22 protein-coding genes and 4 pseudogenes are annotated in these 18,050 nt (G+C 45.8%); 21 read left to right on the top strand and 5 right to left on the bottom strand.

Going from position 1 to position 18,050, the window contains the following annotated elements:
• The first annotated feature begins 167 nt into the window (after window positions 1–167).
• The 5 genes and pseudogenes from glsB to GPJ68_RS25150 all read left to right on the top strand — a co-directional run.
• Complete coding sequence (gene glsB, locus GPJ68_RS11975; RefSeq protein ID WP_016153077.1) at window positions 168–1,094, top strand: glutaminase B; 927 nt, start codon at window positions 168–170, stop codon at window positions 1,092–1,094.
• On the top strand, window positions 1,094–1,453 hold the full coding sequence (locus tag GPJ68_RS11980; RefSeq protein ID WP_016153078.1) for a DUF4186 domain-containing protein: 360 nt from the start codon (window positions 1,094–1,096) through the stop codon (window positions 1,451–1,453). Before glsB ends, GPJ68_RS11980 begins: the two co-directional genes overlap by 1 nt.
• Window positions 1,454–1,534: 81 nt before the next feature.
• A complete protein-coding gene (locus GPJ68_RS11985; protein WP_104651624.1) occupies window positions 1,535–2,062 on the top strand; it encodes an N-acetyltransferase in 528 nt (175 codons plus the stop codon).
• Between the two features lie 106 nt (window positions 2,063–2,168).
• Window positions 2,169–3,620, top strand: coding sequence for a tagaturonate reductase (locus tag GPJ68_RS11990; protein WP_046276380.1), 1,452 nt, complete (start codon window positions 2,169–2,171; stop codon window positions 3,618–3,620).
• A gap of 208 nt (window positions 3,621–3,828) precedes the next feature.
• A pseudogene (locus GPJ68_RS25150) lies at window positions 3,829–3,900 on the top strand (hypothetical protein); the annotation flags it as partial.
• Here GPJ68_RS25150 and tam read toward each other — a convergent pair.
• From tam to GPJ68_RS12005, 3 genes and pseudogenes are all read right to left on the bottom strand, one after another.
• Window positions 3,869–4,618 (bottom strand): annotated as a pseudogene (gene tam / locus GPJ68_RS11995) (trans-aconitate 2-methyltransferase); the annotation flags it as partial. The pseudogenes GPJ68_RS25150 and tam sit on opposite strands and share 32 nt — an antisense overlap.
• Before the next feature lie 404 nt (window positions 4,619–5,022).
• Window positions 5,023–5,289, bottom strand: a complete 267-nt coding sequence (locus GPJ68_RS12000; protein WP_023277130.1) for a hypothetical protein — start codon at window positions 5,287–5,289, stop codon at window positions 5,023–5,025.
• A 192-nt stretch (window positions 5,290–5,481) separates the two neighbouring features.
• Window positions 5,482–5,670, bottom strand: coding sequence for a hypothetical protein (locus GPJ68_RS12005; protein WP_003033726.1), 189 nt, complete (start codon window positions 5,668–5,670; stop codon window positions 5,482–5,484).
• Between the two features lie 123 nt (window positions 5,671–5,793).
• Here GPJ68_RS12005 and GPJ68_RS12010 point away from each other — a divergent pair, with 123 nt between their 5' ends.
• The 10 genes and pseudogenes from GPJ68_RS12010 (at window position 5,794) to GPJ68_RS12055 (ending at window position 12,300) form a co-directional block, all read left to right on the top strand.
• Window positions 5,794–6,909, top strand: coding sequence for a phage/plasmid replication protein (locus GPJ68_RS12010; RefSeq protein ID WP_094543570.1), 1,116 nt, complete (start codon window positions 5,794–5,796; stop codon window positions 6,907–6,909).
• Window positions 6,910–6,925: 16 nt separating this feature from the next.
• Entirely contained in the window at window positions 6,926–7,216 is a 291-nt protein-coding gene (locus tag GPJ68_RS12015) for a hypothetical protein (RefSeq protein WP_003033731.1), read from the top strand.
• A 17-nt stretch (window positions 7,217–7,233) separates the two neighbouring features.
• Window positions 7,234–7,503 (top strand): hypothetical protein, encoded by a 270-nt coding sequence (locus tag GPJ68_RS12020; RefSeq protein WP_003033734.1) that lies wholly within the window; start codon window positions 7,234–7,236, stop codon window positions 7,501–7,503.
• A gap of 11 nt (window positions 7,504–7,514) precedes the next feature.
• Window positions 7,515–7,640 carry a hypothetical protein gene (locus GPJ68_RS25360; protein ID WP_370461217.1) on the top strand — a complete coding sequence of 42 codons (126 nt, stop codon included), beginning with the start codon at window positions 7,515–7,517 and terminating at the stop codon, window positions 7,638–7,640.
• Window positions 7,641–7,847: 207 nt separating this feature from the next.
• Entirely contained in the window at window positions 7,848–8,705 is an 858-nt protein-coding gene (locus tag GPJ68_RS12030) for a hypothetical protein (RefSeq protein ID WP_180837384.1), read from the top strand.
• Window positions 8,705–9,358, top strand: a complete 654-nt coding sequence (locus GPJ68_RS12035) for a hypothetical protein (RefSeq protein WP_180837386.1) — start codon at window positions 8,705–8,707, stop codon at window positions 9,356–9,358. Before GPJ68_RS12030 ends, GPJ68_RS12035 begins: the two co-directional genes overlap by 1 nt.
• 156 nt (window positions 9,359–9,514) lie before the next feature.
• Window positions 9,515–9,706 carry a hypothetical protein gene (locus GPJ68_RS12040; protein WP_126325776.1) on the top strand — a complete coding sequence of 64 codons (192 nt, stop codon included), beginning with the start codon at window positions 9,515–9,517 and terminating at the stop codon, window positions 9,704–9,706.
• A gap of 10 nt (window positions 9,707–9,716) precedes the next feature.
• On the top strand, window positions 9,717–10,004 hold the full coding sequence (locus GPJ68_RS12045) for a DUF2523 family protein (RefSeq protein ID WP_003033743.1): 288 nt from the start codon (window positions 9,717–9,719) through the stop codon (window positions 10,002–10,004).
• Window positions 10,005–10,007: 3 nt separating this feature from the next.
• A pseudogene (locus GPJ68_RS12050) lies at window positions 10,008–11,041 on the top strand (zonular occludens toxin family protein).
• A complete protein-coding gene (locus tag GPJ68_RS12055) occupies window positions 11,038–12,300 on the top strand; it encodes a type II secretion system protein GspD (RefSeq protein WP_180837388.1) in 1,263 nt (420 codons plus the stop codon). The pseudogene GPJ68_RS12050 and the gene GPJ68_RS12055 overlap by 4 nt, the downstream one beginning before the upstream one ends.
• A gap of 385 nt (window positions 12,301–12,685) precedes the next feature.
• Here GPJ68_RS12055 and GPJ68_RS12060 read toward each other — a convergent pair whose 3' ends face one another.
• Both GPJ68_RS12060 and GPJ68_RS12065 read right to left on the bottom strand, forming a co-directional pair.
• The gene (locus tag GPJ68_RS12060; protein ID WP_023277130.1) at window positions 12,686–12,952 is read right to left on the bottom strand and encodes a hypothetical protein; all 267 of its coding nucleotides are present in this window, start codon (window positions 12,950–12,952) and stop codon (window positions 12,686–12,688) included.
• A 191-nt stretch (window positions 12,953–13,143) separates the two neighbouring features.
• Window positions 13,144–13,332 (bottom strand): hypothetical protein, encoded by a 189-nt coding sequence (locus GPJ68_RS12065; RefSeq protein ID WP_003033726.1) that lies wholly within the window; start codon window positions 13,330–13,332, stop codon window positions 13,144–13,146.
• A 123-nt stretch (window positions 13,333–13,455) separates the two neighbouring features.
• Here GPJ68_RS12065 and GPJ68_RS25155 point away from each other — a divergent pair, with 123 nt between their 5' ends.
• From GPJ68_RS25155 to GPJ68_RS12090, 6 genes and pseudogenes are all read left to right on the top strand, one after another.
• A complete protein-coding gene (locus tag GPJ68_RS25155; protein WP_255489785.1) occupies window positions 13,456–14,049 on the top strand; it encodes a hypothetical protein in 594 nt (197 codons plus the stop codon).
• Window positions 13,968–14,570 carry a phage/plasmid replication protein gene (locus GPJ68_RS25160; protein ID WP_255489786.1) on the top strand — a complete coding sequence of 201 codons (603 nt, stop codon included), beginning with the start codon at window positions 13,968–13,970 and terminating at the stop codon, window positions 14,568–14,570. The genes GPJ68_RS25155 and GPJ68_RS25160 overlap by 82 nt, the downstream gene beginning before the upstream one ends.
• Before the next feature lie 16 nt (window positions 14,571–14,586).
• Entirely contained in the window at window positions 14,587–14,877 is a 291-nt protein-coding gene (locus tag GPJ68_RS12075; RefSeq protein WP_003033731.1) for a hypothetical protein, read from the top strand.
• Between the two features lie 17 nt (window positions 14,878–14,894).
• Entirely contained in the window at window positions 14,895–15,164 is a 270-nt protein-coding gene (locus GPJ68_RS12080) for a hypothetical protein (protein ID WP_003033734.1), read from the top strand.
• A gap of 60 nt (window positions 15,165–15,224) precedes the next feature.
• Window positions 15,225–15,426: pseudogene (locus GPJ68_RS12085) on the top strand (hypothetical protein).
• A 354-nt stretch (window positions 15,427–15,780) separates the two neighbouring features.
• Entirely contained in the window at window positions 15,781–16,251 is a 471-nt protein-coding gene (locus GPJ68_RS12090) for a hypothetical protein (protein ID WP_180837390.1), read from the top strand.
• The last annotated feature ends 1,799 nt before the right edge of the window (window positions 16,252–18,050 follow it).

Here is an 18,050-nt window from a genome sequence, read left to right on the forward strand (position 1 = left end):
GTGCCTCCGACGGGGGCACCGGCCTTAATTCTGCAATGTTTCTGTCTACGGCATGAATCTCACCCGCTCATGCAGACCGTGGCCAGATTCCGCCTTCCGGCCTGACGCTGCGTATTCAGCTCTGTTATACTCGCAGGCCTTTCATACCTGCGAGCAAGGAGCATGTTGTGGCCAGGGCCATGGACAATTCAATTTTAGAGACCATTGTGCAGCAGGTTCGTCCGCTGATTGGTCAGGGTAAAGTCGCTGATTACATTCCTGCCTTAGCTTCTGTCGACGGTTCAAAACTGGGTATTGCTATTTGCACCGTCGATGGACAGCACTATCAGGCGGGGGATGCGCAAGAGCGCTTTTCAATTCAGTCAATTTCAAAGGTGCTCAGTCTGGTCGTGGCGATGCGTCACTATCAGGAAGATGAGATCTGGCAACGTGTCGGCAAGGATCCTTCCGGGCATCCTTTTAATTCCCTGGTGCAGCTGGAAATGGAGCAAGGGATCCCACGCAATCCCTTTATCAACGCCGGGGCGCTGGTGGTTTGCGATATGCTGCAAGGACGTCTGAGCGCACCGCGTCAACGGATGCTGGAAGTGGTACGGGCGCTAAGCGGCGTTTCGGATATCGCCTATGATGCGACGGTGGCGCGTTCTGAGTTTGAGCACTCGGCGCGTAACGCGGCTATTGCCTGGTTAATGAAGTCCTTTGGCAATTTTCACCATGACGTGACCACCGTTTTGCAAAATTACTTTCACTACTGCGCACTGAAAATGAGCTGTGTGGAGCTGGCGCGCACGTTCGTCTTTCTGGCAAATCAGGGACATGCTTTTCATCTTGCTGAGCCCGTGGTGACGCCCATGCAGGCCCGGCAAATCAACGCGCTGATGGCGACCAGTGGCATGTATCAGAACGCAGGGGAATTTGCCTGGCGAGTGGGCTTACCGGCGAAATCTGGTGTGGGGGGCGGTATCGTGGCTATCGTGCCTCACGAGATGGCGATTGCCGTCTGGAGTCCGGAACTGGATGCGGCGGGAAATTCGCTGGCGGGTATCGCCGTGCTGGAACAATTAACGCAACAACTGGGGCGCTCGGTTTACTGATGAACACGCTCGATCCTCTTTTTGCCCGGCTGGCGAAATCAACATTTCGCTCGCGGTTTCGCCTTGGCCAGAAAGAAAGGCAGTATTGTCTGGATAAAGGCGCGCCGGTTATCGAACAACACGCCACGGATTTTATTGCCAAACGGCTGGCGCCTGCGTTTCCTGCCAATGACGGTAAGCAGACGCCCATGCGCGGGCATCCGGTATTTATCGCTCAACATGCCACGGCGACCTGTTGTCGGGGATGTCTGGCGAAATGGCATGATATCCCTCAGGGTGTGGCGTTAAACGATGAACAGCAGCGTTACGTTGTCACGGTTATCTATCACTGGCTAGTGATCCAGATGAACAAGCCATAGATAACATAATCCTATGATATGACTCCTTGTGTTGTGCAATTGTTAAAAGCAGTATGAAGGGGTCATTCTAAGGAGAAAAAAATGGCTTCCTGTAAACCCTGCTTTGTGCTGAGTGCGGCCCAGATTCTGTCGAGAATCGATGAATTCAGCGACATCCTTGAAACATGCGTCAATGATGGCGCCTCTGTCAGCTTTATGCTCCCTTTTAGTGGTGATAAATCACGGCCTTTCTGGATAAGTGTCGCGCAAAGCGTTGACCGTGGAGAAAGGATTGTTCTGGGAACGCAGAACGCACAGGGGGGGCTTGTCGGTACCGTCCAGCTCATTATCGATCAACCCGAAAACCAACCTCATCGTGCTGATGTCGCCAAGCTGCTGGTTCACCCCTCAGCGCGGCGCGGTGGTGTTGCCCGGACGTTGATGAACGAACTCGAAAACTGCGCGCGTCAGCAAGGGAAAACGCTGCTGGTGCTTGATACAGCGACGGGCAGCAGCGCTGAGTTGTTCTACCACAATTGTGGATGGCAAAAAGTAGGGGTGATACCGGACTATGCAAAAATGCCTGACGGGAAGCTGACCGGGACCACACTTTTCTACAAAACTCTCTAATTTGTCGCCGGGGATTGATCAAAACAGGGTTTCAATGTATTAAAGTTTGCTAACCTATTGGACCAATTCAATCGGGTTGTATGACTAATTAAAAAGGGAACCCATTGTGCAAACACTAAATCGTCGCGATTTCCCCGGTGCTCAGTATCCTGAACGCATTATTCAGTTTGGTGAAGGAAACTTCCTGCGCGCCTTTGTTGACTGGCAAGTCGATTTGCTGAACGAACATACCGATCTGAACGCTGGTGTAGTCATTGTTCGTCCTATCGAAAGTACCTTCCCGCCATCGCTGAGTACGCAGGATGGTCTCTATACCACCATCATTCGTGGTTTGAATGAGAAGGGCGAGGCCGTAAGCGATGCCCGTTTGATCCGTTCGGTTAACCGCGAAATCAGCGTCTATAGCGAATACGATGAGTTCCTGAAGTTGGCGCATAATCCAGATATGCGTTTTGTGTTCTCCAACACGACTGAAGCTGGCATCAGCTACCACGCGGGCGATAAGTTTGAGGATGCACCGGCGGTGAGTTATCCGGCTAAACTGACCCGACTGTTGTTCGAACGCTTCAGCCATTTTAACGGCGCGTCGGATAAAGGCTGGATTATCATTCCTTGCGAACTGATTGATTACAATGGTGATGCGCTGCGTGAACTGGTCCTGCGCTACGCTCAGGAGTGGGCGCTGCCGGAGGCATTTATTCAGTGGCTGGATCAGGCCAACGCATTTTGCTCCACGCTGGTGGACCGCATTGTTACCGGTTATCCGCGTGACGAAGTGGAGAAACTGGAAGCTGAGTTGGGCTATCACGATGCCTTCCTCGACACTGCAGAACACTTCTATCTGTTCGTTATTCAGGGACCGAAGTCATTAGCTGCAGAGCTGCGTCTGGATAAATATCCGCTTAATGTCCTGATTGTTGATGACATCAAACCGTACAAAGAACGAAAAGTGGCGATTCTCAACGGGGCACACACCGCACTGGTTCCCGTTGCCTGGCAGGCAGGGCTGGACACCGTGGGTGAGGCGATGAATGACGCAGAGATTTGCGCCTTCGTTGAAAAAGCGATTTATGAAGAGATCATTCCGGTACTGGATTTACCCCGCGATGAGCTGGCGTCTTTCGCCAGCGCGGTGACCGGTCGATTCTGCAACCCGTACATCAAGCATCAGTTGCTGTCGATTGCCCTGAACGGCATGACTAAATTCCGTACCCGTATTTTGCCCCAGCTGCTGGCAGGGCAACAGGCCAGCGGCAAACTGCCGGCGCGCCTGACGTTTGCGCTTGCCGCGCTGATTGCTTTCTATCGTGGAGAGCGTAACGGTGAGGCTTATCCGGTCCAGGATGATGCGCACTGGGTGGCACGTTTTCAACAGCTGTGGTCCCAGCATCATGACCGCCAGATAAGCACCGACGAGTTAGTCAAATCGGTACTGGGCGTTAAAGAACACTGGGAACAGGATCTGACTCAGGTTTCCGGACTCGTGGAGCAGGTTTCAGCCGATCTGGATACCATTCTGGCCAAAGGCATGCGTGAAGCCGTTAAGCCATTGTGCTAAGAAGACAACCCGGCTCAGGCCGGGTTTTTTATAGAACATTCATTAGTTACAACATACTATTGTTTATTAATAACTACACCGTTCTGTAACTCCGGTGCGCGGTGGTTCTGGCAGCGCAAAAGTTGTTTAGTTAATGTTGCGATTAACTTGCAACATTGATCATGATCGCGTCTAATGTGATGGATTTCACATTTTCCCGAAGAAAACCATGATCGTTCGCCCCCAACAACACTGGCTACGCCTGATATTCGTCTGGCATGGGTCAGTATTATCCAAAATGCCAGTAAAATTTTGCCATTTTCCTGCAGTGGATATTGCTCCTGAAGTAGTTCGTGGTAGCGCGCCAGATACTGACGTTGCTCGCTTTCTCTCAAATCCTGTAACCAGGGGCGCAGGCCTGTAGAACTTACCCAGTCGATAATTGCTTGATGAGAATCCATAATGTGATAATACGTGGTGCGCCAGATATCCACCTCACAGCCAGTTTCGGTCAAAATATCATAGTAGGCATGTACGCCAGGAAGTGGCGCACGGCCCCGGTCCGGGAAACCCTGTTCATAAGCCACTTCGCGCATCAGAACATGCGTGGGTTCCAGCCAGTTATCCGGCATTTGTACGGCCAGAACGCCGTTGCGACCCAGCAGCGATACCAGGTTCGGCAACAGTTCATAGTGATCGGGTACCCATTGTAAAGACGCATTTGCGTAAAGCAGATCCACAGGATGCTCGGGCTGGAACTGACTGATATCCGCTTCAATAAAATGGCATTGCGGTAATGCGTTGCGCGCTTCATTCAGCATGGCGGGTGAGGAATCAACCCCGTTTATTACAGCCGAAGGCCAGCGCTGATGCAGTAATGCCGTGCTGTTTCCCGGACCACAGCCAAGATCAACAACTGAACGAACACTCTCTAACGCCACTCTGTTGAGTAATTCCGCTGCGGGTCTTGAACGTTCAGTTTCATATTGCAGATAAAGCGAAGGGTTCCAGTCAGCCATGAATGAATCTCCAGTATGAGAGAAAAAGGCAGAAAGGACCGCATAAGTCCTTGCCGGTGAGCCATTTCATTTAGAAGATTATATGATAATGAAGGATAAGGGCAGAAATATGCCAGGAAGACAGATTGGCATGTCTGTGGTTTGCCTGCGTGAAATACAGTTATCAATTTTGATGTTCAGTGAGTGATGTGGCAGAGGTCGAAAATGGTTAGCGCTGGTAACGGCATTTGAAAAGAGGTTTGACCATCATTATCGAGCAGCACAAGGATTACCATAAAGCATCAGATTCTACCTTACTCAACACTAGTGCGCATAATGTCAACGCGTTATGTTGAAAAGGCCGCTGCGAAAATAGAATCCCGCAGCGGCCTCTTTAGCATAACGTCATTATGCGCATTAGGGCGTCATTCCTCAGGGTTTCTTCTTCCAATCCCCTGTTTTTCATGGCTTTCTTTTATCATGTTAAAGTAGTGGTTTTCTGCCGCATCTACAATTTTTCCCATGCTGCGCCTTTCTGGGCCATCACGTCCGTCCAGACCTTCACCTTCTGGCCTCTCCATTTTGACAAAATTGTAGATTGTTTTTACGAGGAATCTTGCTAATTCTGCTCTTGCTACGGGGCTGTCATTCTCTGTTTCATTAAGTACTTGTATTATCTGGTCTTTGTTCATTACCTATACCTTTTATAGTGCGTCATTTGATCTTTGCATAATGGCGTATTTTTGTTTAATCGTTTGACGTCCAGCTTATCTTAATTCCGATTTCGCAAGCTCTGCTGTTGTTCGTTTTTTCGCCGCGAAGCGGTTCGGGGTTCTGTGACACCCGAACTTTAGTACGGTTTCCCGTATTTTCTCCCTGCTCGCTTATTTTTTTTTGCTTTCTGTCTTCAGGAACTTGCGGTAGTCGTCTTCTGTGATCGTCTCTAGCCCTTTGGCGATTATCCATTCGAGCATTTTGGTATCTTTAACTGGAACAGCTAGAGTTGATACCGCTCTAACGGTTTCTTTCTCTATTTTTCGCCATTGAACATCGTTTATGTGCTTTGTAGGCATGCTCTTTCCTCATTCTGCTAGCTTTGCATCATATCTCTAAATTCTTAGAAATGTTGACACTTAGTTTCTCAGGTCTTATAAAAGCACCATGAAATAATTTCTGAGAATCTAAGAAAGGGCGCTATGTTCTTCGACTGGTTAAGTATTGAACAGGATTTCGGCTTTCAACTTCCTATTCTCTCGGATGTTGCTTACCAGCGTATTCATCTTGAAAGTGGTGAGGCTAGTGCGCTTTCTCAGCCAACTTTTCAGCACCGGGGATCTTTCTGTGATGTCGTTTCTATCTCTATCCGTGGATCTGTTCTAAAAATGACGGGCAACCCTTCGCGGTGGGGGCGGCTTGATAATTTATTTGGCTTACCTACCGTTGATGCTTGCGTTATGGTTTTCAATAAGATCCTTCTTGATCTTAAATTGCCTGTTTTCACAAAATGCACTCGTTTAATGCCCGGTCAGTCTAAAGAAACCGAAAAATCTCATATGGTCACTGATGGGGCGTTAATTAAAGAGCTTCACATAACATCTAATAAATCTGTTGGCAAAGGGAATGAGGACGATTATATTTCAGGGCTTTCGACTCAACCCTATAGGAATAGTGTCCCACGGTTGCATTCAAACGGTAAATCTGTTGACTGGTTGTCTAAAAAAGGGAATGTTAATCTTATTTATCCGACTGTATATAATAAGTCACATGAGATTGAGTTACATAGTTTATTAAAAATAAAAAATAAATTCTCTGAGCAGTCAAAAGAGTTTAATTATATTGTTAGTGTGATTGATTATTGTAAGGAAAATGGAATAGTCAGATTTGAACAAAAATTGAAGTCTCGTTTTATTCAAAAACACTCTCTAGGTTTTTGGGGGTTATCTGATTATTCTGTGTTAAATAAGTTACATTCTGATTTTCTGGCGCTTGATGAAAAGTTATCGGTGAATGCTATGGATTTTGAAACTATTAGTGAACATCTTATTACCCGTGGAATAGTTGAAACTACACGGGCAGCTAATACTACAGCTATGTACGCGATCCAATGGTTTCATGGTCATGTTTTTGATTTAAGTAAAAATCAAGTGCGTATTCATCGAGCAAGACTCCGCAAGATTGGTATTGACATTGCGCAAAAATGTAATGTTTCGAAATTCTCTCCTGTTGTTGTCAAGCAAACGCGAGAGATTAAAGTTTCTGATTGTGTTATTCCATCGTGGTATGTAAAACCGTCTCATTTACGAGTTGCATAGAATATAAGGTGTTATTATGAGTAATTTACTTAATTTAGAAACTACTGTTACCGGAAAGATTAAACGCTTTAATAATAGTGGCGGTTTTTATTATACAACAATTGTTTCTCCTGCGGCTGATGCTTATAGCTTTCCGCCTGTCATTCGTATTAAATCAAAGAAATCATTAGGCCGTATTGGTGATGAAATTACAGACGTACATTGCCGTATTACTGGTTATGAACGGAGTTTCCCATACACTGATAAGCAGACAGGTGAGCAGTCTAAAGGGTATAACGTTGATATGCTGCTTGAATTATTAGAATGAGTTAAGGCGATACTTTTATGTCAGATGAGGTAATCATCAAGACAAAATATTGCAATCCGAATATGAGCTTTGGTAGCCCTGACGGATGCGATGAAGTGACTTTGAAATTACCGAAGTCAGAAGTTGTTAAATTACAGTCTTCGGTAGTTTCTCAGGATAAGCCTGTTCCCGATATTGATTATTCAGTCGCGGCGCAATTCTGGGGGCTGGCTTTTACGACAACCTTTTTCCTGTGGCTCTTTGCAAAGGGAATAGGTGAAATTCTTAAACACGTAAGAAATGCATAAAAGGAGTTTTTATGTTTGGTAAGACTAAACAGGCTTTAACCCGTATTGGTGCTTTTACTCTGGCTGTTGCTGCACCTGCTGTATTTGCTGCTGAAGGTGATGTTGTTGGTGGTAAAGTATTGACCTTACGCCGCTGACTAACAGCGTTAATTTCGGTTCCGTCCTGACCGGAATTATGGCGGTAGCGGGTTCTCTTATTGTTCTGTATGCAGGTTCTGCGGGCGTCCGCTGGATTTTGCGTATGGTTCGTGGCGCTTAATTCATAAAGGTAAGGGGCGTAACAGCCCCTTTATATTTATGGCTCAATATCTTTTTGATTTTATGTGTTTTTTATGGGGGCTTTTATGCGCCTGGGCGGTCATTCAGGGTCTGGAAGGTTAGGTATTACTATATTGTCCTTACTGGTTTCATCCGGTGTACATGCTGATGCAGTAACAGCAGACGGATTTGGACGTGTAATTCAGCAAATGGTTGAAACCCGTGAAGCTCAGGTTGTTTCTCAATCTGCGGGGCGTGTATTCGCAACGGGTGCCAGTTCTCTCGGTATGGGCGCGGGTATCGCTGTCGCTGCGGAGGTTATACGCGAACGTCCTGACGTTTTTGATTCAATCCGCATGTGTGGCGAGAAAGTTGGCAATCCTCAGCTTTGCACCGGAACGTCAGTTTTCGCGGCTGCTTATGGCCTTGCGAAGCATACAATTGACGATTCGATATCTACGGGTATTTCAAGTTTTGGCAGTAATATGATGGCTGCCGGACAGACAACATGGGGATTGCTGGGGCAGGCTGCGGGTGTTATTTCCGTTGCTGACCTTGCTTTAAAGCAGGGCGCAAAAGCTGTTGAATATATTACAAGTGGAATAAAACAGGATGATGGAACTTATTTACTTAATTTGTCCAATGGCGCTACTGTTACTTCTTCTGTTGCACCTTCACCTAAAAGCCCTGTTGCTGTTTATTTGCCCTCTGATGCTACTGGCTTTTCTGCGAAGAATATTCAGGACTCGATAACCCCTTATAATCAGCAGGTTAAACCTGTTCAGATTGCGCCAACCTATTACAATATTGACGCACCACCGCCGATAAGCCAGCCATTTCCGAATGATGTATATCGTGTGTCAGTAAAGGTACGAAATATCCTTATTCGACTGATATCAGGGATGCAAAGGGCGATGCTGTACTTGTCAGTGATAATCCGGTAATGATTGCGCTTTATAAGTCGATTAATGGTTATTCTCATTCCAATGTGACTTATCATGAGGCTTCTGACGACAATAACTTACATATCAGGATGCCAAGAAATTTTAAGGTTTATTCGGTTTCCGTTAAAGACTTTCAGTATGAAAAGCCGAATCCTTATTTTGGTGGATATTCATCGATTGTAACTGTTGTTTTATCTGTTGCGACAACAACGGTTACGCTTGAAAATTCATGGGATTTATGTAAAAGCGAGAAAGTACCTGCGCCGGGCAGTACGGCTGATAATCCCAAAACGCAGTGGAAAAGTATTTGCCACCCTGAGAAGGCCGTGTATAAAACGACGAATGATGTTCAGGATGTTAAAGACCAGATATTTTTTAATACAGAATTTGATACATCAAATTTACCTCAGGTAATTAATGGCGAGGTTATTGATAATATAGATTTCAAGCCGGAGGAACAGTTAAACCCGGCTGCGCTGGTTAATCTTATTAATGGCCTTGCAGGTCAGACTGTTGTTCAGGAAGGATATCAGGGGATACCGCTTGATAAACCTTTTACGGCGGCTGAACTGACGGCTGCGGCTAATGCTGTTGGCGTAAAACTGATAAGGGCTTGCTTTATAGTCCGGTTGTCGTCCTCAGTCGTGGGTTAATGCCAGACCGGTGCGGGAACGGATACAGGTGTACACCCTGGTACAGGCACAGATACCGATACTTCTGTTGATTTAGGTGAAGACCCCGGCATTAAAGCGCCGGAACTTGAAAAACCGCCTACAGGTGAGGAAATTCTCAAGCCAATTACGGAATTAATGCCGGACATTAAAAACCTGAGTATTTCATCGAAGGATGTTCAGTGTCCGGTATGGTCGTTCGAACTCTGGGACAATAAATATTCAATTGATTCTCACTGCGAGCTTCTGGAAAAAATCAGGCCACTTCTGAAAGCGGTATTCCTGCTTATCTGGGGCATTATTTCGCTGCGTATCATTCTGACTGCGTGACGGAGGCGTTATGTTTGGTATTCTGGTTTCAGCCTTTAACGTGGCGCTGGGTTTTGTGCTGCGAACGGTGGTTGTCAAATTTATTCTGTTTTTTGGCCTGTACTTTGTCGTACAGGCGTTTGTTCCGGTTCTGGCGTCACTGTTGCCAAAATCTGTTGATATTGCCGGGTTGTTTTCCTCACTGCCTGATAGTGTATGGTATTTCGTGAATCTGTTTATGGTCACGGAAGGGATTAAACTGATGTTTTCAGCATTGTTAACGCGCTTTATTATTCGTCGCATTCCTTTGATTGGTTAATTTATGGCTATTTCTGCGTATGTGGGCATCCCCGGGAGCGGTAAATCTTACGAAGTGGTGGCAAGCGTCATTATTCCCGCCTGTATCGCGGGGCGTCGCATTGTCAGTAATATTTACGGCCTTGCCACGCAAAGTATTTATGATTACTGCGTTGATATTAAAAAGGCAGACAGAGAATCACTTGGAGAAATTTTACTTGTTCAGAATGAAGACGTTCAGAACGAGAATTTCTTTCCCTACAAAACGGATTCAGGCATTGCGGATGATACGTTCTGCCGTCCGGGGGATTTAATCTGTATTGATGAAGCATGGCGCATATGGGAGAACGATAAAGGGATTCCTGCAAATCATCGCTCTTTCATTGCAGAACACCGCCATTTTGCCGATGAAAAAACGGGCGTAACCTGTGATTTAGTGGTTATGAATCAGTCGGTTGCCAACCTTCCGCGATTCATTAAAGACCGGGTGGAAACAACGTATCGCATGAGTAAGCATGTGGCGCTGGGTCTGCATAACCGCTACCGTGTGGACGTATTTACGGGTATCAAACTGTTTAAGTCGAATCTGACGAACAGTTATCAGAATAAATATGACAAGGCGATATTCCCTTTATATAAATCCCATGAAAACGGGCAGGGAAGGGAGCTTGTTACGGATAAGCGTCAGAATATTTTTAGTTCTAAAATGCTGTGGTTTAAAGCCGCTGGTTTACTGATTCTGGCGGTAATTGCCATTTTTATTTGTTCTGGTTTTTCACGTCAAACGGTAGTTCAGAGCCTGAACAGCAGACTAAAGATTTACCCGCCGCAAATAATTCAGCGTCTTTTGTACCTGCCGCGCCAGCTAAGCCCGTTGTGTCGGACAAATGGCGACTTGCCGGACGGCTTAAACGTGATGGTCAGGCATGGGTTGTTGTTGCAGACACGTCAGGCAGATTGCGTATAGAGCCGGCTTCGCAGTTCAGCTTTGACGGCATGATGATGACGGGTGAAATCGACGGCGAAACGGTGACGGTTTATTCAGGGGCGATACGATGAAGCTGATAACAGGTTTACTTTTTTTACTGGTTCCGGGGCTGGTTATGGCGAAGGGCGTCAGTCTGGAGCTCAACGCTGTTCCGCTGCCGCAGGCGCTGAACATGATTTACGTTCAGGTGTTCGATAAGCCGTTTATGCTTGACCCGGAGCTTGCCAAATCCGATAAGGTGGTGACGTTCCGTATCACGCCGGATATCGATGAACGGGCATTTATTAAGCGCTATCTCGGCAATATGAACATTGCGATTTATAACAAACAGGGCATTGACTACGTGGCGCCGTTCACGCCGAAAGCGTATGTGCCGCCGCAGGAGACCTTTGTTTATCGGCCTCGCTTCCGTTCCGTGGCGTATCTGTCTGACATTCTGGCCGGACAGTTTACCGGGCAGTTTAACAGTCAGCGTAACTCGTTACCGTCCGGGCAGATATCGCCGGAAGCGGCCGTAGCGGGTACGGCATCGGACTTTATGAACCGTACCGGGGATGTGCTGGTTTATTATGGCCGGAAGTCAGAGATTAAGCGGTTGCAGACGCTTTTACCGCTGATTGATACTGCCTCTGAAGAAGTGATTGTCGCAGCTTACGTGTTTGAGGTTCAGACCAGTGAGCGTAATGGTTCCGGGCTGGCACTGGCGGCGAAGCTGCTTTCCGGCAAGCTGAATATACAGATTGGCGCGTCTGGCGGCTTTGATAACTTTATCCGGGTGAATACAGGCTCTCTTGATGCGCTGTATGAGCTTTTCAGGACGGACAGTCGTTTTCATGTCGTCAGTTCCCCGCGGCTCAGGGTGAAGGATGGCGCATCTGCCACGTTTTCAGTCGGTAACGAGGTTCCGGTGCTGGGTCAGGTGAGCTACGCCGACAACAGGCCGATCCAGTCGATTGAATACCGCTCCAGTGGCGTTATCCTCGACGTGAAACCGCAAATCCGGACTGACAATATTGACCTTGTGATTAAGCAGCAGCTTTCCAGCTTTGCGAAGACGGATACGGGCGTGAATAACAGCCCGACGCTGATTAAGCGCGAGGTTAATACGGAGGTATCAGCGGCTGACGGGGATATTATTCTGCTGGGTGGCCTGGCTGAATCGAAGGTCACAAACGCCGATACCGGGTTCAGCTTTCTGCCAAAAGGCTGGCTCACCAGTTCATCTGACGAGAAGAACAAGACGGATATTCTTGTCGTGTTACAGGCGAAAAAAGTCAGGCGCGCCAGCGCCGTGCACGCACCGAGTTCCCACGAGGAGCGCGCGCGGTGATGGTGGCGACGGACGCAGACAGGCGGTGACGTGACGGAATGGCCGGTTTTTATGCCGTCAGGCATGGGAGGCGCTTAGCGCCGGAAGCCCCGCAGCGAAGCGAGGACATAAACAGCATTATGGCGTCAGCCATAATCATTCCCGGCACTGCATAGCCTGTTTTTCATTCCGGCGCACTCAGAAGCGATACGAATGGCGGACGGTCGAAGACGAAAGAACGTACCAGCGATGACCGTTTAATGCCGTGGTGACGGTTACAGGCTGATTTCTGGCTTATCTGCGCACTGGTGCGCATAATGTCAACGCGTTATGTTGAAAAGGCCGCTGCGAAAATAGAATCCCGCAGCGGCCTCTTTAGCATAACGTCATTATGCGCATTAGGGCGTCATTCCTCAGGGTTTCTTCTTCCAATCCCCTGTTTTTCATGGCTTTCTTTTATCATGTTAAAGTAGTGGTTTTCTGCCGCATCTACAATTTTTCCCATGCTGCGCCTTTCTGGGCCATCACGTCCGTCCAGACCTTCACCTTCTGGCCTCTCCATTTTGACAAAATTGTAGATTGTTTTTACGAGGAATCTTGCTAATTCTGCTCTTGCTACGGGGCTGTCATTCTCTGTTTCATTAAGTACTTGTATTATCTGGTCTTTGTTCATTACCTATACCTTTTATAGTGCGTCATTTGATCTTTGCATAATGGCGTATTTTTGTTTAATCGTTTGACGTCCAGCTTATCTTAATTCCGATTTCGCAAGCTCTGCTGTTGTTCGTTTTTTCGCCGCGAAGCGGTTCGGGGTTCTGTGACACCGAACTTTAGTACGGTTTCCCGTATTTTCTCCCTGCTCGCTTATTTTTTTTTGCTTTCTGTCTTCAGGAACTTGCGGTAGTCGTCTTCTGTGATCGTCTCTAGCCCTTTGGCGATTATCCATTCGAGCATTTTGGTATCTTTAACTGGAACAGCTAGAGTTGATACCGCTCTAACGGTTTCTTTCTCTATTTTTCGCCATTGAACATCGTTTATGTGCTTTGTAGGCATGCTCTTTCCTCATTCTGCTAGCTTTGCATCATATCTCTAAATTCTTAGAAATGTTGACACTTAGTTTCTCAGGTCTTATAAAAGCACCATGAAATAATTTCTGAGAATCTAAGAAAGGGCGCTATGTTCTTCGACTGGTTAAGTATTGAACAGGATTTCGGCTTTCAACTTCCTATTCTCTCGGATGTTGCTTACCAGCGTATTCATCTTGAAAGTGGTGAGGCTAGTGCGCTTTCTCAGCCAACTTTTCAGCACCGGGGATCTTTCTGTGATGTCGTTTCTATCTCTATCCGTGGATCTGTTCTAAAAATGACGGGCAACCCTTCGCGGTGGGGGCGGCTTGATAATTTATTTGGCTTACCTACCGTTGATGCTTGCGTTATGGTTTTCAATAAGATCCTTCTTGATCTTAAATTGCCTGTTTTCACAAAATGCACTCGTTTAATGCCCGGTCAGTCTAAAGAAACCGAAAAATCTCATATGGTCACTGATGGGGCGTTAATTAAAGAGCTTCACATAACTCTAATAAATCTGTTGGCAAAGGGAATGAGGACGATTATATTTCAGGGCTTTCGACTCAACCCTATAGGAATAGTGTCCCACGGTTGCATTCAAACGGTAAATCTGTTGACTGGTTGTCTAAAAAAGGGAATGTTAATCTTATTTATCCGACTGTATATAATAAGTCACATGAGATTGAGTTACATAGTTTATTAAAAATAAAAAATAAATTCTCTGAGCAGTCAAAAGAGTTTAATTATATTGTTAGTGTGATTGATTATTGTAAGGAAAATGGAATAGTCAGATTTGAACAAAAATTGAAGTCTCGTTTTATTCAAAAACACTCTCTAGGTTTTTGGGGGTTATCTGATTATTCTGTGTTAAATAAGTTACATTCTGATTTTCTGGCGCTTGATGAAAAGTTATCGGTGAATGCTATGGATTTTGAAACTATTAGTGAACATCTTATTACCCGTGGAATAGTTGAAACTACACGGGCAGCTAATACTACAGCTATGTACGCGATCCAATGGTTTCATGGTCATGTTTTTGATTTAAGTAAAAATCAAGTGCGTATTCATCGAGCAAGACTCCGCAAGATTGGTATTGACATTGCGCAAAAATGTAATGTTTCGAAATTCTCTCCTGTTGTTGTCAAGCAAACGCGAGAGATTAAAGTTTCTGATTGTGTTATTCCATCGTGGTATGTAAAACCGTCTCATTTACGAGTTGCATAGAATATAAGGTGTTATTATGAGTAATTTACTTAATTTAGAAACTACTGTTACCGGAAAGATTAAACGCTTTAATAATAGTGGCGGTTTTTATTATACAACAATTGTTTCTCCTGCGGCTGATGCTTATAGCTTTCCGCCTGTCATTCGTATTAAATCAAAGAAATCATTAGGCCGTATTGGTGATGAAATTACAGACGTACATTGCCGTATTACTGGTTATGAACGGAGTTTCCCATACACTGATAAGCAGACAGGTGAGCAGTCTAAAGGGTATAACGTTGATATGCTGCTTGAATTATTAGAATGAGTTAAGGCGATACTTTTATGTCAGATGAGGTAATCATCAAGACAAAATATTGCAATCCGAATATGAGCTTTGGTAGCCCTGACGGATGCGATGAAGTGACTTTGAAATTACCGAAGTCAGAAGTTGTTAAATTACAGTCTTCGGTAGTTTCTCAGGATAAGCCTGTTCCCGATATTGATTATTCAGTCGCGGCGCAATTCTGGGGGCTGGCTTTTACGACAACCTTTTTCCTGTGGCTCTTTGCAAAGGGAATAGGTGAAATTCTTAAACACGTAAGAAATGCATAAAAGGAGTTTTTATTGTTTGGTAAGACTAAACAGGCTTTAACCCGTATTGGTGCTTTTACTCTGGCTGTTGCTGCACCTGCTGTATTTGCTGCTGAAGGTGATGTTGTTGGTGGTAAAGGTATTGACCTTACGCCGCTGACTAACAGCGTTAATTTCGGTTCCGTCCTGACCGGAATTATGGCGGGTAGCGGGTTCTCTTATTGTTCTGTATGCAGGTTCTGCGGGCGTCCGCTGGATTTTGCGTATGGTTCGTGGCGCTTAATTCATAAAGGTAAGGGGCGTAACAGCCCCTTTATATTTATGGCTCAATATCTTTTTGATTTTATGTGTTTTTTATGGGGGCTTTTATGCGCCTGGGCGGTCATTCAGGGTCTGGAAGGTTAGGTATTACTATATTGTCCTTACTGGTTTCATCCGGTGTACATGCTGATGCAGTAACAGCAGACGGATTTGGACGTGTAATTCAGCAAATGGTTGAAACCCGTGAAGCTCAGGTTGTTTCTCAATCTGCGGGGCGTGTATTCGCAACGGGTGCCAGTTCTCTCGGTATGGGCGCGGGTATCGCTGTCGCTGCGGAGGTTATACGCGAACGTCCTGACGTTTTGATTCAATCCGCATGTGTGGCGAGAAAGTTGGCAATCCTCAGCTTTGCACCGGAACGTCAGTTTTCGCGGCTGCTTATGGCCTTGCGAAGCATACAATTGACGATTCGATATCTACGGGTATTTCAAGTTTTGGCAGTAATATGATGGCTGCCGGACAGACAACATGGGGATTGCTGGGGCAGGCTGCGGGTGTTATTTCCGTTGCTGACCTTGCTTTAAAGCAGGGCGCAAAAGCTGTTGAATATATTACAAGTGGAATAAAACAGGATGATGGAACTTATTTACTTAATTTGTCCAATGGCGCTACTGTTACTTCTTCTGTTGCACCTTCACCTAAAAGCCCTGTTGCTGTTTATTTGCCCTCTGATGCTACTGGCTTTTCTGCGAAGAATATTCAGGACTCGATAACCCCTTATAATCAGCAGGTTAAACCTGTTCAGATTGCGCCAACCTATTACATATTGACGCACCACCGCCGATAAGCCAGCCATTTCCGAATGATGTATATCGTGTGTCAGTAAAGGGTACGAAATATCCTTATTCGACTGATATCAGGGATGCAAAGGGCGATGCTGTACTTGTCAGTGATAATCCGGTAATGATTGCGCTTTATAAGTCGATTAATGGTTATTCTCATTCCAATGTGTGACTTATCATGAGGCTTCTGACGACAATAACTTACATATCAGGATGCCAAGAAATTTTAAGGTTTATTCGGTTCGTTAAAGACTTTCAGTATGAAAAGCCGAATCCTTATTTTGGTGGATATTCATCGATTGTAACTGTTTTGTTTTATCTGTTGCGACAACAACGGTTACGCTTGAAAATTCATGGGATTTATGTAAAAGCGAGAAAGTACCTGCGCCGGGCAGTACGGCTGATAATCCCAAACGCAGTGGAAAAGTATTTGCCACCCTGAGAAGGCCGTGTATAAAAACGACGAATGATGTTCAGGATGTTAAAGACCAGATATTTTTTAATACAGAATTTGATACATCAAATTTACCTCAGGTAATTAATGGCGAGGTTATTGATAATATAGATTTCAAGCCGGAGGAACAGTTAAACCCGGCTGCGCTGGTTAATCTTATTAATGGCCTTGCAGGTCAGACTGTTGTTCAGGAAGGATATCGGGGATACCGCTTGATAAACCTTTTACGGCGGCTGAACTGACGGCCTGCGGCTAATGCTGTTGGCGTAAAACTTGATAAGGGCTTGCTTTATAGTCCGTTGTCGTTCCTCAGTCGTGGGTTAATCCAGACCCGGTGCGGGAACGGATACAGGTGTACACCCTGGTACAGGCACAGATACCGATACTTCTGTTGATTTAGGTGAAGACCCCGGCATTAAAGCGCCGGAACTTGAAAAAAACCGCCTACAGGTGAGGAAAATTCTCAAGCCAATTACGGAATTAATGGCCGGACATTAAAAACCTGAGTATTTCATCGAAGGATGTTCAGTGTCCGGTATGGTCGTTCGAACTCTGGGACAATAAATATTCAATTGATTCTCACTGCGAGCTTCGGAAAAAATCAGGCCACTTCTGAAAGCGGTATTCCTGCTTATCTGGGGCATTATTTCGCTGCGTATCATTCTGACTGCGTGACGGAGGCGTTATTTTGGTATTCTGGTTTCAGCCTTTAACGTGGCGCTGGGTTTTGTGCTGCGAACGGTGGTTGTCAAATTTATTCTGTTTTTTGGCCTGTACTTTGTCGTACAGGCGTTTTGTTCCGGTTCTGGCGTCACTGTTTGCCAAAATCTGTTGATATTGCCGGGTTGTTTTCCTCACTGCCTGATAGTGTATGGTATTTCGTGAATCTGTTTATGGTCACGGAAGGGTTAAACTGATGTTTTCAGCATTGTTAACGCGCTTTATTATTCGTCGCATTCCTTGATTGGTTAATTTATGGCTATTTCTGCGTATGTGGGCATCCCGGGAGCGGTAAATCTTACGAAGTGGTGGCAAGCGTCATTATTCCCGCCTGTATCGCGGGGCGTCGCATGTAGTAATATTTACGGCCTTGCCACGCAAAGTATTTATGATTACTGCGTATGCGTTGATATTAAAAGGCAGACAGAGAATCACTTGGAGAAATTTTACTTGTTCAGAATGAAGACGTTCAGAACGAGAATTTCTTTCCCTACAAAACGGATTCAGGCATTGCGGATGATACGTTCTGCCGTCGCGGGGATTTAATCTGTATTGATGAAGCATGGCGCATATGGGAGAACGATAAAGGGATTCCTGCAAATCATCGCTCTTTCATTGCAGAACACCGCC

Origin of the sequence: Citrobacter sp. 172116965, assembly GCF_013458095.1 — a bacterium.
Lineage (GTDB): Bacteria > Pseudomonadota > Gammaproteobacteria > Enterobacterales > Enterobacteriaceae > Citrobacter > Citrobacter braakii.